The following is a 13,638-nucleotide window of genomic DNA, read 5'->3' as shown; positions in this document are numbered from 1 at the left end:
AAGAAATGAGGTAGATGAAGTCGATGAGCGGGGCAATATATCAGCGGGATGTGGAGGGGATGAAGGGCGGCGGTGCATCTGTGGAATGGCGAGGCCAGTCGGGTCCGGTCGACTACGTCCGGGCTCTCAAGGTCATGGAGCAGCGGGTTGCCGCCATCCGCACCGGGGAGGCCCCCGAACTCGTCTGGCTGCTCGAACACCCGCCCTTGCTGACTGCCGGCACCTCGGCCGACCCTTCCGAACTCATCGACCCGATGCGGTTCCCCGTTCACAATGCCGGACGCGGAGGTCGCTATACCTACCATGGACCAGGACAGCGCGTGGCCTACTGCATGCTCGATCTCGAACGCCGCGGCCGTGATCTGCGCCGATATGTCCACAATCTGGAGGAATGGATTATCCTGGCGCTCGCCTCGCTGGGCATCAGGGGCGAGCGACGCGAGGGCCGCATCGGCATCTGGGTCGTTCGGGACGATGGCAGCGAGGCCAAGATCGCGGCGCTGGGAGTGCGTGTACGCCGATGGGTGACCTGGCATGGCATCTCGATCAATGTCGATCCCGATCTTGGCCACTTCGACGCGATCATTCCTTGTGGTCTGGGTGATTATGGTGTGACCTCGCTCGCGGCACTGGGGGCCGGTGCGGGCATGGATGATGTCGACAGGGCCCTGAAGGAGAGCTTTGATCGTGTTTTTTCGTAAGGGCAGGACCGGGCGAACCATGAGCCGCGTGTCCGCTGCGGGACGGATGCTTGTGCTGCTGGCCGGGCCGGTGTTGTCCGCACTTCTCCCGCCGATGGAGGCCAGAGCGGAGTGCGCGGATTTTGCTGCACCGGAGGTGCACTGGCGCCGCTGTGTTCTCGATGGGCAGGATCTGGGCGGCGTGGATTTCAGCGGCGCGGTGTTTCGTGATTCCTCGTTCAAGAGGAGCGTCTTCGATGGCAGCATTCTCGATGGTGTCGATGCGAGGCGGGTGAAGCTGGTATCGGCTTCGCTACGCGGTGCCAGTCTGGTGGGGGCGAATCTCGGCCTGGCGGATCTTACCAGCGCCGACCTTGAAGGAGCCATCCTGCGCGATGCCGATCTCAGCCGTACCAAGCTGTTCAACACCAACATGCGTGGTGTTGACCTGACCGGCGCCCGCCTCGAGGGGGCCGATATGTTGCGGGCCGACTTTTCGGGAGCTCTTTGGACCGATGGCGAGACCCGCTGTTCAGCCGGGTCGATCGGGCGGTGTCATCGGGCGCGCTGACCGACCGTTGCGACGTCTGGACGATGGGCGGCGGCCATCGCTGCTGCGTGCCAGAAATTCGGCCACGTCCTGGGGCGGCATGGGTTTTGCGAAGAAAAATCCCTGAACCTCGTCGCAGCCGAAATCGCGCAGAACTTTGAGCTGACCTTCGCTTTCGATTCCTTCTCCGACGATCTTCAGATCCAATGTTCTGCCCATGGCAATGATCGCCTGAACGATGGCAGCGCTGTTGGAGTCATGGTCGATGTCGGCGATGAACGAGCGGTCGATCTTGAGCGAACGGATGGGGAAACGCTTGAGGTAGGCGAGAGAAGAGTAACCGGTGCCGAAATCATCCACGGCGAGACTGGCTCCTGATGTGGTCAGGAGGGACAGCCGCTCGACGACATCGCTGCTGTCCTTCATGACCATGCTCTCTGTAAGCTCCAGTTCCAGCATCGAGGCGGGAAAACCCGTATCTTCGATGGCCTCGCGGATTTTCTGCGGCAGGTCTTCCTGCTCGAACTGGCGGGCCGAGAGGTTGATGCCCAGCCTAAGGCCATCGTGACCGGCTTCGTGCCAGCGGCGGACCTGGCGCATGGCCCGGGTCAGCGCCCACTGGCCGATTTCGATGATGAGGCCGGTTTCCTCGGCCACCGGAATGAAGTCGGCGGGTGAAACCATGCCGAGCTCGGGATGCTGCCAGCGCATCAGCGCCTCGAAGCCGATCAGCGACCCGTCGCTCACGGAAATCTGTGGCTGATAGTAGACCGTCAACTGACGATGTTCGAGCGCCTTGCGCAGTTGTGTCTCCAGCGTCAGCCGCAGGATGGCGCGCGACGTCATCTCGTCGGTGAAACGCACGAGCCGGCCATGCCCCTGCGGCCGCGCATGACTCAGCGCGATATCGGCATGCCTGACCAAGGTCTCGGCATCGCGGCCCGCTTCAGGGTGGATGGCAAGGCCGGCGCGAGCTGAAATGGTGAGTTGCTGGTCGTCAAGACGAAGCGGTTCCTCAATGCGCGCGAGAAGGGTGCGGGCATCCCTTTCAAGATCCATCGAACCCGTCAGGTTCTCGATGGCAAGCAGGAAATGGTCGGCAGACAGGCGCGCGACGTGCCCGCGTCCGGCCGCCTGCCCGGCCAACCGGTCGGCGAACGCCTCGAGCAGCCGGTCGCCCGAGATCATGCCCAATGACTGGTTGAACATGTGAAATCTGTCGATATCGATGATCATCACCGCCAGAGACCGTCCATCCCGTTCCGCCCGCTCGATCAGTGTCGCGAGACTGTCGGCAAACAGCAGTCGGTTGGGCAGGCGGGTCACAGGATCGTGATAGGCGAGCTGATGGAAATGGTCGCGGTCGCTGTCCCGATCATGCTGTTCGTTGAACAGCAGGACGAACGCGCCAATGGCCAGGGAAGGGGACCTGAGCAGGCGTACGCCGACGGCGAGTCGGCTGCCATCGGCGCGCCGGCAATGCGCATTGAAGCGCATTTCCTGATCGTCCAGCCGGAAGGTGGCCATTGTCGGATCGAAGCCGATGGCATCGTCTCCAGGGTCCAGCCATGCGCTGATTGGTTGACCTTCCAGTTCGGATGGCGACAGGTGCCACAATCCTGACGCCGCCGTCGTCGCGAGATGAATGTGCAGGTTGTGATCAAGGCTCATGATCGCGACATCGGTGGTTTCAAGAATCGAGAGGATCTCGTCGGTTCCGGTGCCATCCATCCGCTCCCCCGCGTCGGGTTCGAGAAAGCCGAGGAACAGGTCGCGAAGGGGCTGGAGCGCAAGCAGACTCCAGCGGCGGCTCTGATCCCAGCTTGCGGGCAATGCAGGAGGCAGGCCGCCGGGACGGGCCGGTTGCGGATCGCGTTCAGTGACAATCAGGTCCCGCATCGATCTGATGGCATGGGGAGCGAGACCGCTGGCGGTGGCTAGGTGGCGTTGCTCGAAGATGTGGTTGATGCGGAGATCGCTGTCGAAGAAGACGGCAGTGGTCTTGAGCCGCCGCGCGAGCATGTCGACCAATCCTGCGACCAGCGGTCGGGGTTCGAAGCTGCTCGATAGCTGGCGTGGTGGAGCCACCAGCATCAGCCATGTGTGCTCGCCGAGAAAAATGCTGGTGATTGTGATGCGCCCGTCTTCGGGCCCGGTTGATGGACCGCTCGTATAGGCGAGTCCGCGCCGGGTCCGGGCTTCGCCGAGCGTACGGTAGGCCGGTCCCACCAGGGAGGGCTCCAGCACGTCCTCAAGAAATTTTTTCTCCGCGTTGGCTTCGCTGCCGCGAATGAGCCCCGAACGCGATGGGCCGCCATCGACCATGAGGATACTGCCGCCCGGGCCCACGAGCATCAGGGTACCGTCGCTGATCTTTCCGGGATCTGAACGCAATGTCGCGAGTTTGCGCGTCATACGCTCAAGCATTCTGGAATTCGAGCTGCGCAGCATGATGAGATAACAGGAATCGCTGGTCGGATTGGGGCGGCCATGCAGCGCCATGGCATGCCCGGATCGATTTGACAGGCCGGCGCGCAGGCCCAGATCAAAGGGCTGGTTGCGGTCGAGGCAGTCAATGGCCTGAATGAGCCGATCCTCGTCCAGGACCTGGCGCAGGAGGCCGGTTGCGGGCATTCCCTGCCAGTTGTCCTGTCGGGCACCGCCAATGCTGGCGAAACGGTCGTTCATTTCGCCGACGCGCCAGAATTCGAACTCGCCTTCGCGGACGAGAAGGCAGGCCCCGAACGGAAAGGCTGCAAGCAGGTTATGTGGTGAAGGGGCGCAAACAGTTGTCATCACGCTTTGTTGAGTGCTTTCAGGCTTTTCGTGGACGGGCGTGCCATCGTTTAATTCTACTGTGTCATAAACTCTTGTAGTGTATCAAGAAATCCCTGCAAGCCTCTGTCTGGTGTGATTTGTCGGGGTATTGCCTGTCGGGTCAAGGGCTTGGCGAATTCGATGGCGACATCGTGGTCAGCGTCCAGCCAAGGGGCAGGATCCGGACGGATGGGCGGAAGTGATCGTGCTTCCCCAAGATCATATCCCTCGCGGAAGCCTCTAAAAGACATGTTCCGAGTTCCATCGCCACCATGCCCATGTTTCCTGCAGCAGTCGGGCCAAGATCGCAGAGGGACTTGCCGAGATCGTCGGAGACGCCTAGCGTCAGGCTTCTTTCGGCAGTCATGGGCGAATTGTGATGAGCAGCGGAGCGTGCGGGTTTATCGGCCTCGGTTCGATGGGATTGGCCATGGCCACACATATGGTGAAGGCCGGAATTGATCTGCGCGGGTTCGATCTCAACCAGGCTGCGATGCAGAGTCTTGCGGATGCCGGTGGTGTCGCTGCCCTTTCCTGCAAGGATGCCGCACGCGGCCAGTCATTGCTGCATGTCGTGGTGGCAAAGGCGGAACAGGCGGAAATGGTGCTGTTCGGGGATGACGGGGCGGTAGCGGAACTGGCCGACGGCGCGACCGTGGTCTTGCACAGCACGGTACCCCCGGCCTTCGCCCGCAGGCTTGGCGCGCGTCTTGCCGAGACCGGGCATCCTTTCCTCGATGCGCCCATCAGCGGTGGTCGGGTCGGTGCCGATGCGGGAACGTTGACCATCATGGCCTCTGGGCCGGAAGAAGCCTTTGCGGCATCGGAGCGGACCATCGCGGCCATTTCGAGGAAAGTCTACAGGCTGGGAACCGAACCCGGTATCGGATCGACGGTCAAGATGATCAATCAGCATCTGGCGGGAGTCCATATTGTCTCGGCCGCCGAGGCCATGGCGCTCGGAGCCCGTGCCGGGGCCGATCCTGCCATACTCTTTGATGTCATTTCATCGAGCGCCGGCAACAGCTGGATGTTCGGCGACCGGGTTCCGCACATGCTGGAGCGTAATTTCTCGCCGAAATCCGCTGTGGAAATCTTCATCAAGGATCTGGGCATCGTTCTGGAGACGGGGGCGGAGTTGCAGTTCCCGCTACCCCTTGCCGCCTGCGCTCATCAGCAATATCTGGCCGCCGCCGCCGCCGGACATGCGAAGGAGGATGATGCCGCCGTGGTCAAGGTGTACGAGCAGATCGCCGGAATCGAGGTCAAGGGCTGACCGTGCCGTCCTTCTGGGGGCGGGGGCGGATCGAGTACGCTGCGGGTTGGGTGGCCCTCGTCCTGCTTGCCATCGGTTGCGTGCAGGTGCTCAGGCCGTTCATTTCACCGCTGTTGTGGGCGACGATCCTCGCATTCACGACGTGGCCCGTGTTCGAGTACGTGAGAGACCGTTGCGGGGCGCGCAGTACGCTCGCTGCGCTGGTCATGACGTCCGGACTGGCTCTGGCGCTGGTTGTGCCTCTTGTCGTGCTAGGTGCCAGCCTCGCCGACAATGCCGAGAACCTGCTGCATCGGCTTGCCGAGAGTGGCAGGAATGGAACGGAGTCGATCGCTCCGCCGTCATGGCTCGCCTCCATTCCCTATCTCGGGCAGAACCTCGGCCAGTATTGGCGCGAACTGATGAGCAACACTGGTACCCTCGTTTCCACTGTCGTCCCCTATCTGGGACCGGTGCGGGACGCGGCGGTCAAGAGCGGCATCACGGTGGGTCGCGGTGTGATCGAGCTTTCCTTGAGCATCCTCATTGCCTTTTTCCTCTATCGTGACGGGTTGCGGGCAGTCGCCAATGTGCGCCGTATCGGCCATCGTATTGCCGGCCGGCGGGCAATCCGCATGCTCGATGTCGCCAGCAACACGATACGCAGTGTGGTTTACGGGATGATCGGCACGGCGATCGTTCAGGGAGCCGTTGCTGCCCTGGGCCTGTGGATCGCCGGCGTGCCCGCTCCCTTTCTACTCGGTGTACTGACCTTTTTCCTTGCCTTGTTGCCCATCGGGGCTCCCTTCGTCTGGATACCGGCCTCGATATGGCTGCTCAATCAGGGAGAGCTTGGCTGGGGCATCTTCATGGCTGCCTGGGGTCTGGGCGTGATCAGCAGCGTCGACAACTTCGTCCGCCCCTATCTCATTTCGAAGGGCAGCAATCTGCCGTTTCTGCTGGTTTTCATGGGTGTCATAGGTGGAGTACTCACTTTTGGTATACTGGGTATCTTTCTCGGTCCCACGGTGCTGGCCGTGGCCCTCGCCCTGATGCGTGAATGGCTTGAAATGGGAAAGGCCGAAGTCGAGGCGATGGACGATGAGGGATATTCAGACGAACAGGCGGCCTGACGCGGCAGGCGCGGCATTGCAGCAAATTGACGAATGTATTTTGCGTGCTAACCAGTGCCACGCTATGGCGTCGCCTATTGCTGCGGTTCCTCCCTGTCCGGCCGGATTGTCCGAAGACTCGGGAGCCGCAGCAAATCGGTTCGACGGACGCCTGGTTCGGCTCGTTGACGCCGGGATGCGTTCAAGCCGGTGAAACCACCTCCAGTTTCGAGAGTTCGTCATGTCCGAAGTTTCCGCCAAATCCGATCGCTGGCCATTTTTCCGCCATGCGCCGGACTGTGTGGTCCTTGGCGTACGGCCGGGGTACGAGCCTTCATCCAAGCCGCCCGTGCGGATCTTTCTTGGTACCGAGGAGGCCCAGTACCGGGGCGAGCGAATCTTCTTCTACTCGATCGAGAAGGTTCGCGATCCGTCGCGGGTCTACGAAATCCACCTGATGAAGAACCTGGAAGGTTTCGACCGGCGCAAGTGGCGTACCGGATTCACCAATTATCGCTATGCCATTCCAGAGCTCGCTGGCGGTACGGGGCGGGCGATCTACAACGATGTCGACCAGATCTACCTGGCTGATCCCGCGCTGCTGTTCGATCTGCCGATGGGCGATCACGGATATCTCGCCATTTCGGCGAAGGATACCTCGGTGATGCTCATCAATTGTCCGAAAATGATGCCGATCTGGAACCGGGCGACGGCCAGCAGCATGGGCAAGCATGAGCTCATCAACAAGCCGGCGTCGACTCCCGGTCTCTGGGGGCATCTCGACGGTCACTGGAATGCCCGGGACCAGGAATATGTCGAGGGATTGACCAAGTGCCTGCACTACACGGCGCTGCATCAGCAACCGTGGCATCCGTTCCCGGACGACTATTCCTATCATCCCAATCCGCTGGCCTATATCTGGTACGATCTCGAGCGTGAGGCCGATGCTCAGGGCTATGAGCTGTTCGGGATCGACCGCCCGAGCCCCAATTTCGCCGCAGTTCTCGGTCGCAACAATGTGGATTCCGATGTGCCCGTACCGCTCGATGACGGTATCGGGGCCATGCTGGAGCGTGCTGGCACCCGGAGCGTGTTGCTCGTCCAGGCCCGTGGGGCGGTTTCCGACTGGAATGGACTCCCGCAGCGTGCCGGAGCCGCGTCATTCACGTTGTCGCCGAACAGCCGCTGGCCAGATGCCAAGGCCGATGCAGTACTGGCCGCAGGCCTGCTTGAACGCATTCCGCCGGCTGATATTCCATGGGTGCTCGACGGCCTCTTCGCGCATGCAAACAAGTTGGTTGAAGTGCGGGTTCCTGCCACCGAGCCTGTCGGCCTCGGGTCGGCCGAATGGTGGCGCAAGCGGCTGGACGAGGCCGCGCGCAAGCATCCGCATGTCAGTTGGCAACTGGATATCTGTGACAGGGCGGCACTTATCCCGGATACACGCGTCAGCTATCGGATCGAACGGCCGGCTGCCGGCGGCGCGCCGCGGGTTTGGGCGCTGGTCGATGGAGATGCCAATGGCGACGCACAGGTTCAAAAGCTGGCCGATGCGCTTGGCTGGGGCTTCGAGACCAAGCGGTTGTTCTACAATCTCCGATCAAAGTTACCCAACGCGTGGCATGGCGCCTCGCTGGCCTCGGTCGACAGGGATCGAAGCAGTCGCCTTGATGAACCCCTGCCGGACCTGGTGATCGCCGCAGGCAAGCACAGCGCGCCGGTGGCAGGATGGATCAGGAAGGCTAGCGAAGGACGGACGAGGGTTGTCCAGCTCGGTCATCCCAAGGCGTCATTCGATTTGTTCGATCTTATCGTTACCGCGCCTGACCACCGCCTGCCGGTGCGCGACAATGTCCTGCATGTCACCGCGCCGCTAGCGGGAATCGATGCTGATCGGCTGGAGGAGAGCGCGGTGCGCTGGCGTGATCGGATCGGTGATGGCGAAGCGCCTCGCACCGTGTTGCTGGTCGGGCCGGGTAGGGGCTCATACAGGATGACGGCCTCCGTGGCTGGGCAACTCGGGCAACTCGCAGGTCGAAAGATCGGCGATGTTGGCGGCAGTCTGTGGGTGGCGCTGGCACCGGGACTTGGCGATGAAGTGATAACCGCACTGACTTCGTCCGTCGGTCGTCCGTTCGAGACCATCGAGCTCACGTCCGGGGACATGGAGTCGGTTGACGGACTGCTGGTGGCAGCAGACCGCTGCATGCTCACGGGAGACGATGCACGGTTGCTGGCGACGGCCTGCCTTGCCGGCAAGCCGGTGGATCTGTTCGAGCTGCCGCGTTGGTACGATACCGTTCCCGGCGGTCGTCCTCTTGTTCAGGTGCTGACGTTGATTGCCGGTGGCGGCAACAGCTATCGAGGCACGCCACACCAGCAGCATCTGGTTGCGCGCGGACTCGATCATCTGACGACGCGTGGACTCATCCGGCTGCCGCGCGACCTTGCCCGTCTGCATCGTGCCCTGGTGGCCCGTGGACTGGTGAACCGACTGGACGATGACCGTGCGGTAGCCAGCCGCAAGCCGTTGAACGACCTGGAATTGACCATTGAGCGCATTCGCCGGTTGATGAACGAGGTGCCCCGAATAGTCGGGGGTTGATCAGGAGATTATCCCGTCGGGGGAATGTCGCTCAGCGGTTTTCGTGTCTGAAATCGCGGGCGACGTCGCCCGGCAGTGTGCGCCTGTCATTGTTGTAGCGCTGGCGAAGTTCGACGGGCTGCCGTTGATCCAGTCGACACGACCGGTCTCGAATCCACGAACAACCTTTTCGAACGACATATCTCCGGTGCTCATCAAATTCTCACGGAGACCATCTCGATGGGATCGGCAATAAATCGTCAGTCAGTCATTGCGCAAGGCGGATAGTGCCCGAATGTGTTCGACCCCTATGCCGCAACAGCCGCCAAACACCAGTGTTCCCAGATTTTGCCAATTCCTGGCATGCGCGACAAGGCCTTCCGGCGTGGCAATATCGACGAACTGCCAGTTCGGCATCGCAAAATAACCCGAATCGGGATAGGCCATCAGCGGTCCCCGTCCGTCGAGCATCCGCAGTGCAGGTGCGATATCGTTCAGGTGCGTGTGCATCACGCCAACGGCGTCGAAATCCGTTTCCGGGAGCGAAGCGATCACGTCCGCAAAGGGGATTTCCTTCTGTCGGCTGAAACTGAGTAACCGGCCATCGCTATCACTTCGTGCGCTCAGGCCGCACCAGACCGGCAATCCCGTGGCAAGTGCAGCATCAATGGCCAGTTTCATCCGCTCGGGGAAGTACATCATTTCAAGAATGATAAGTTCGGCACCGCCCGTTACGAGAGCTTCCGCAAGTTCCTCGAAGGCCACCTGCATTGTTGCCGTGTCGGGTCCGTCGCCGAGAATGTTGTCGGTGCCGGACGCCACCGGAACCATGTGCGACAGCGAACCGGCAATGGCAATTTCCCGGCCGGACTGGTCGCGTGCCCGTTTCGCCGTTTCGATGGCTGCGGTGGCGATTTCCTGGACACGATCAGCCGCACCTGCCACTTCCAGCATCAGTCTCGACGAGGCGAAGGTATTGGCAGTGATTACGTCCGCACCGGCCTCGATGTAGTCGGCATGCACCGATTCCAGCAATTCCGGCTGCTCGATGGCGACGAGACCGCACCATGCGGCCTCGTTCATCGGAGCCCCGCGCTTTTCCAGTTCGGTGCCGGTCCCGCCATCCAGGATGATGGTGCGACCGGCATCCAGTCGCGCCTTGATGCGCCCGTATCCCATAGGGTCAGCTTACCGCCGTGAGGGCACCCTTGCCCTCGAACCAGCTTTTGAGGTTGTCGACCACGCACTGCCCCATGGCCTGCCGCGTTTCGACAGTCGACGAAGCCACATGGGGGGTGAGAACGACATTGTCCATCGTGAGAAGTGCTTCGGGAACCGACGGCTCGGCCTCGAACACGTCGAGCCCCGCCGCGCCCAACCCGCCATTGCCAAGCAATTCCACGATGGCCGGCTCATCCACGAGCCAGCCTCGGGCCACGTTGACGAATACACCCTGCGGCCCGAGAGCTTCAAGAACCTGGCGACTGATCGGCTTGTCGCCACTTCCGGCCGGACCGCCGGCGGCAGCCATGAAGAGGATGTCGCTTTCGCGGGCAAGCTCCAGGGCACTCGACGACAGGCGGTAGGGTACGTCCTCCTTGGGCATCGGGTCGAAATAGGCGATCTGATCGCTGAAACCCTCAAGCCTCCTGGCAAGCTGGATCCCGATCCGGCCGAGGCCCATGATTCCCATTCTTTTGCCGGAAAATTTGCGTTGCAGTGCAAACTGACCGTTCGCCCATTCGCCCTGACGGACGAAACGATCGGCGACGGGAAGGCGCCGGCAGGCGGACATGGCGAGCAGCACGGCCAGATCGGCCACATCCTCGAAAAGCACGGGCGCTGTCGCGACCACGATACCGCGCTCGCGGGCTGTCACGAGATCCGTGGTTTCGAGCCCGACGCCGTTGATCGCGCAAATCTCAAGATTGGGCAGGACATCCATCATTTCCTTCGACAGGCCGACCATTCCGCCTGATGCAATCCCGCGTATCCGGCCGCCCAGCGAGCGGACGGCCTCGACCTTGTCTTTTTGATCCCATACGCAGTGAACGGTGAATGTCTTACGCATTTCTTCAATGATCGCAGGCGTGAACCCGCTGACAGCAGCAATCTCGACGGTCATTCCCTTGTCCTCCCCGAACGATGTCCAAACTTGCTAGCGTACTTGATAGCGGCTTGCAGGTCTCGCTGCCAGAGCGCGTTGTTGTATTCCCGCTTGCCGTGCTTTATAGCAACCGCACCTGTCAGAGGCAGGGGTGCGGCGTCTGTGGCGGGCGCCGTTTGACGTGTCTTACATCAAGGCGACGAACGGCGATGGCCCGGCGAAGGCAGCTTTACGAGGGAAAGGCGAAAGTCCTTTTTGAAGGCCCGGAACCCGGGACTCTCATCCAGTACTTCAAGGATGACGCTACCGCTTTCAACAACAAGAAGCGGGCGGTCATTACCGGCAAGGGCGTGCTGAACAACCGCATCTCCGAACATCTCATGCTTCGGCTGCATGAGGTAGGCATACCCACACATTTTGTCCGTCGGCTCAACATGCGCGAGCAACTCATTCGCGAAGTGGAGATTATCCCCATCGAAGTCGTGGTGCGCAACATCTCGGCAGGGTCGCTGTGCAAGCGGCTTGGCATCGAGGAAGGCCAACGGCTGCCGCGTGCGATCGTCGAATATTACTACAAGTCTGACGAACTGGGCGATCCGCTGGTCAGTGAGGAACACATCACCGCATTCGGCTGGGCCAGCTTTCAGGAGATCGACGAGATCTTGAGCATGAGCCTGCGGATCAACGATTTTCTCTCCGGTATCTTTATCGGGATCGGCCTCAAGCTGGTCGATTTCAAGCTGGAGTTCGGCCGATTGTGGGAGGATGAAGAAGTTCGTCTCATCCTTGCCGATGAGATAAGCCCGGACAATTGCCGACTTTGGGATGTCGAGACCAATGAGCGGCTGGACAAGGACCGGTTCCGCCGGGACCTCGGCAACGTGCAGGAAGGTTACCAGGAAATCGCGCGGCGACTGGGGATTTTGCCCGAGGCCGGCCCGCGTGATCTCAAGGGGCCGGAGACCATGCAGTAGGACAGGATTTCTTCCGTTCCTGCCGGTTCTGGCGACATATGTGTACGGTTGCGTGCAGGGAACGGTGAACAAGCGGATGCTTCGACATGAAAGCCATCGTTTCGATCAGCTTGAGATCTGGTGTGCTGGATCCCGAAGCCAACGCGATCGCGGGGGCGCTTGGCAGGCTCGGCTTCGACAAGGTTCGTTCGGTGCGTCGCGTGCGCCAGATTGAGCTGGATCTAGAAATCTCCGACAGGACCGTCGCCGAGGCAGAGGTGAAGTCCATGTGTGACCGTCTTCTGGCCAATCCGGTAATTGAAGCCTATCGGATCGAGATGATCGGCTAGAAATCGTGTGTGAATTTGTCAAGATCAGAATTTCTACCACTGGGTGTCATGGTTTGTTAAGGTCGTCTACCCACTGACCTGAACGGACCTTGAGATGAACGACCAGACTGTCGATGAATTTCCGGTCGACCTGAAACTGAACTGGCTGAGACTGGCGCGAACGCGTGGTGTCGGTCCGCGAATGGTCGACAGGTTGCTGCAGCGTCATGGTACGGTGACGAGGATACTGGCGCGGGGATTGGCGGATCTTCCGTCCCCTCCCTGTTCGCTCAGTACGGCACGATGTGAAATGGAGGCCATCGAAGCCTTGGGTGGGCGCCTCGTCATACGTGGGGAAGGGCTCTATCCGGCAGCGCTCGCGGTCATTGACGATGCACCATTGGCCTTCACCGCGCTTGGACGGGTGGAACTGTTCGAAACCCCGTCGCTGGCTGTGATCGGAGCGCGCAATGCCAGTGGCAACGGCCGATATTTCGCCGAGCACATTGCAGCTGCCGCGTCACACCATGGCCTCACCATCGCTTCGGGTCTCGCCCGCGGCATCGACACGGCCGCGCATCGTGGTGGCCTGCAGGGCGCGGGCTCGACGATTGCCGTGCTCGGTTGCGGCGTGGACATCGCCTACCCACCAGAAAATGCCGGATTGTTGGCCGAGATTGCCGAGCGGGGTGTCGTCATCAGCGAGCGACCGATGGGCGCGCCGCCGCATGCCAGTCAGTTTCCCCGCCGTAATCGGATTATCGCCGGTCTGTCATGGGGCGTGCTGGTGGTCGAGGCCGCCGAGCGGTCGGGTTCGCTCATGACGGCACGCATGGCGCTTGAACAGGGCAGGGAGGTGATGGCCGTGCCGGGGTCTCCGGCCGACCCGCGACATCGTGGCACCAATGGTCTCATCAAGCAGGGGGCGGCCATGGTCGAAACGCTTGAAGATGTGCTCGAATTGCGTCCGGCACCGATGCGCCCGACCCGCACCATGCCGGCTCACACCCCGCCAGCCGCTTGTTCCACGTCGGATCAAATGTGTAAACCGGTAGGCTCATCGTGTGAAATCCAGTTGGAATCCGTCATCGATCTCCTCGGTCCGGAGCCACTCGCGGTTGACGAACTCATTCGCCAATGCCAAGGAAATGTCGCGGAAGTTCAGGATGCCTTGCTCACGCTCGAGCTGGAGGGCCGTCTGATCCGCCATGCCGGGAACCGCGTCTCGCTTGAAATGGGTTGAGACCTGTC

11 protein-coding genes are annotated in these 13,638 nt (G+C 61.3%); 8 read left to right on the top strand and 3 right to left on the bottom strand.

Features of this window, described 5'->3' with window-relative positions:
- Nucleotides 1-80 precede the first annotated feature (80 nt).
- Both lipB and H6851_03845 read left to right on the top strand, forming a co-directional pair.
- Complete coding sequence (gene lipB / locus H6851_03850; GenBank protein MCB9942742.1) at nt 81-701, top strand: lipoyl(octanoyl) transferase LipB; 621 nt, start codon at nt 81-83, stop codon at nt 699-701.
- A 46-nt stretch (nt 702-747) separates the two neighbouring features.
- Nucleotides 748-1,251, top strand: coding sequence for a pentapeptide repeat-containing protein (locus H6851_03845; GenBank protein MCB9942741.1), 504 nt, complete (start codon nt 748-750; stop codon nt 1,249-1,251).
- On the opposite strand, the gene H6851_03840 is transcribed toward H6851_03845, so the two are convergent.
- Nucleotides 1,213-4,026, bottom strand: a complete 2,814-nt coding sequence (locus tag H6851_03840; GenBank protein MCB9942740.1) for a sensor domain-containing phosphodiesterase — start codon at nt 4,024-4,026, stop codon at nt 1,213-1,215. The genes H6851_03845 and H6851_03840 overlap by 39 nt on opposite strands.
- Before the next feature lie 400 nt (nt 4,027-4,426).
- Between H6851_03840 and H6851_03835 the strand changes: the two genes are divergently transcribed.
- The 3 genes from H6851_03835 to H6851_03825 all read left to right on the top strand — a co-directional run bounded on the left by H6851_03835 (nt 4,427) and on the right by H6851_03825 (nt 9,019).
- Nucleotides 4,427-5,323, top strand: coding sequence for an NAD-binding protein (locus H6851_03835; protein MCB9942739.1), 897 nt, complete (start codon nt 4,427-4,429; stop codon nt 5,321-5,323).
- A gap of 2 nt (nt 5,324-5,325) precedes the next feature.
- The gene (locus H6851_03830; protein MCB9942738.1) at nt 5,326-6,435 is read left to right on the top strand and encodes an AI-2E family transporter; all 1,110 of its coding nucleotides are present in this window, start codon (nt 5,326-5,328) and stop codon (nt 6,433-6,435) included.
- A gap of 220 nt (nt 6,436-6,655) precedes the next feature.
- On the top strand, nt 6,656-9,019 hold the full coding sequence (locus H6851_03825; protein ID MCB9942737.1) for a mitochondrial fission ELM1 family protein: 2,364 nt from the start codon (nt 6,656-6,658) through the stop codon (nt 9,017-9,019).
- Between the two features lie 243 nt (nt 9,020-9,262).
- Here the strand turns inward: H6851_03825 and H6851_03820 are convergent, their stop codons facing one another.
- Nucleotides 9,263-10,177, bottom strand: a complete 915-nt coding sequence (locus tag H6851_03820; protein MCB9942736.1) for a homocysteine S-methyltransferase family protein — start codon at nt 10,175-10,177, stop codon at nt 9,263-9,265.
- A 4-nt stretch (nt 10,178-10,181) separates the two neighbouring features.
- Nucleotides 10,182-11,123, bottom strand: a complete 942-nt coding sequence (locus tag H6851_03815) for a 2-hydroxyacid dehydrogenase (protein ID MCB9942735.1) — start codon at nt 11,121-11,123, stop codon at nt 10,182-10,184.
- Between the two features lie 191 nt (nt 11,124-11,314).
- On the opposite strand from H6851_03815, the gene H6851_03810 reads away from it, so the two are divergent.
- From H6851_03810 to dprA, 3 genes are all read left to right on the top strand, one after another.
- On the top strand, nt 11,315-12,079 hold the full coding sequence (locus H6851_03810; protein MCB9942734.1) for a phosphoribosylaminoimidazolesuccinocarboxamide synthase: 765 nt from the start codon (nt 11,315-11,317) through the stop codon (nt 12,077-12,079).
- Between the two features lie 86 nt (nt 12,080-12,165).
- Nucleotides 12,166-12,408 carry a phosphoribosylformylglycinamidine synthase subunit PurS gene (gene purS, locus H6851_03805; GenBank protein MCB9942733.1) on the top strand — a complete coding sequence of 81 codons (243 nt, stop codon included), beginning with the start codon at nt 12,166-12,168 and terminating at the stop codon, nt 12,406-12,408.
- Between the two features lie 94 nt (nt 12,409-12,502).
- Nucleotides 12,503-13,630, top strand: coding sequence for a DNA-protecting protein DprA (gene dprA, locus H6851_03800; GenBank protein MCB9942732.1), 1,128 nt, complete (start codon nt 12,503-12,505; stop codon nt 13,628-13,630).
- Nucleotides 13,631-13,638: the final 8 nt, after the last annotated feature.

The organism is Geminicoccaceae bacterium, from assembly GCA_020638465.1.
Taxonomy (GTDB): Bacteria; Pseudomonadota; Alphaproteobacteria; order Geminicoccales; family Geminicoccaceae; genus JAGREO01.
The sequence above is the reverse complement of the archived record's forward strand: the minus strand, read 5'-3'. Positions and strand labels throughout refer to the sequence as shown.

Excerpts from the sequence above, each read along its gene's own strand:
- H6851_03820 (MCB9942736.1), bottom strand. The coding sequence starts at position 10,177 with ATGGGATACGGGCGCATCAAGGCGCGACTGGATGCCGGTCGCACCATC.
- H6851_03845 (MCB9942741.1), top strand. The coding sequence starts at position 748 with ATGCTTGTGCTGCTGGCCGGGCCGGTGTTGTCCGCACTTCTCCCGCCG.
- H6851_03825 (MCB9942737.1), top strand. The coding sequence starts at position 6,656 with ATGTCCGAAGTTTCCGCCAAATCCGATCGCTGGCCATTTTTCCGCCAT.
- H6851_03835 (MCB9942739.1), top strand. The coding sequence starts at position 4,427 with ATGAGCAGCGGAGCGTGCGGGTTTATCGGCCTCGGTTCGATGGGATTG.
- H6851_03840 (MCB9942740.1), bottom strand. The coding sequence starts at position 4,026 with ATGACAACTGTTTGCGCCCCTTCACCACATAACCTGCTTGCAGCCTTT.
- H6851_03810 (MCB9942734.1), top strand. The coding sequence starts at position 11,315 with ATGGCCCGGCGAAGGCAGCTTTACGAGGGAAAGGCGAAAGTCCTTTTT.
- H6851_03815 (MCB9942735.1), bottom strand. The coding sequence starts at position 11,123 with ATGACCGTCGAGATTGCTGCTGTCAGCGGGTTCACGCCTGCGATCATT.
- purS (MCB9942733.1), top strand. The coding sequence starts at position 12,166 with ATGAAAGCCATCGTTTCGATCAGCTTGAGATCTGGTGTGCTGGATCCC.
- dprA (MCB9942732.1), top strand. The coding sequence starts at position 12,503 with ATGAACGACCAGACTGTCGATGAATTTCCGGTCGACCTGAAACTGAAC.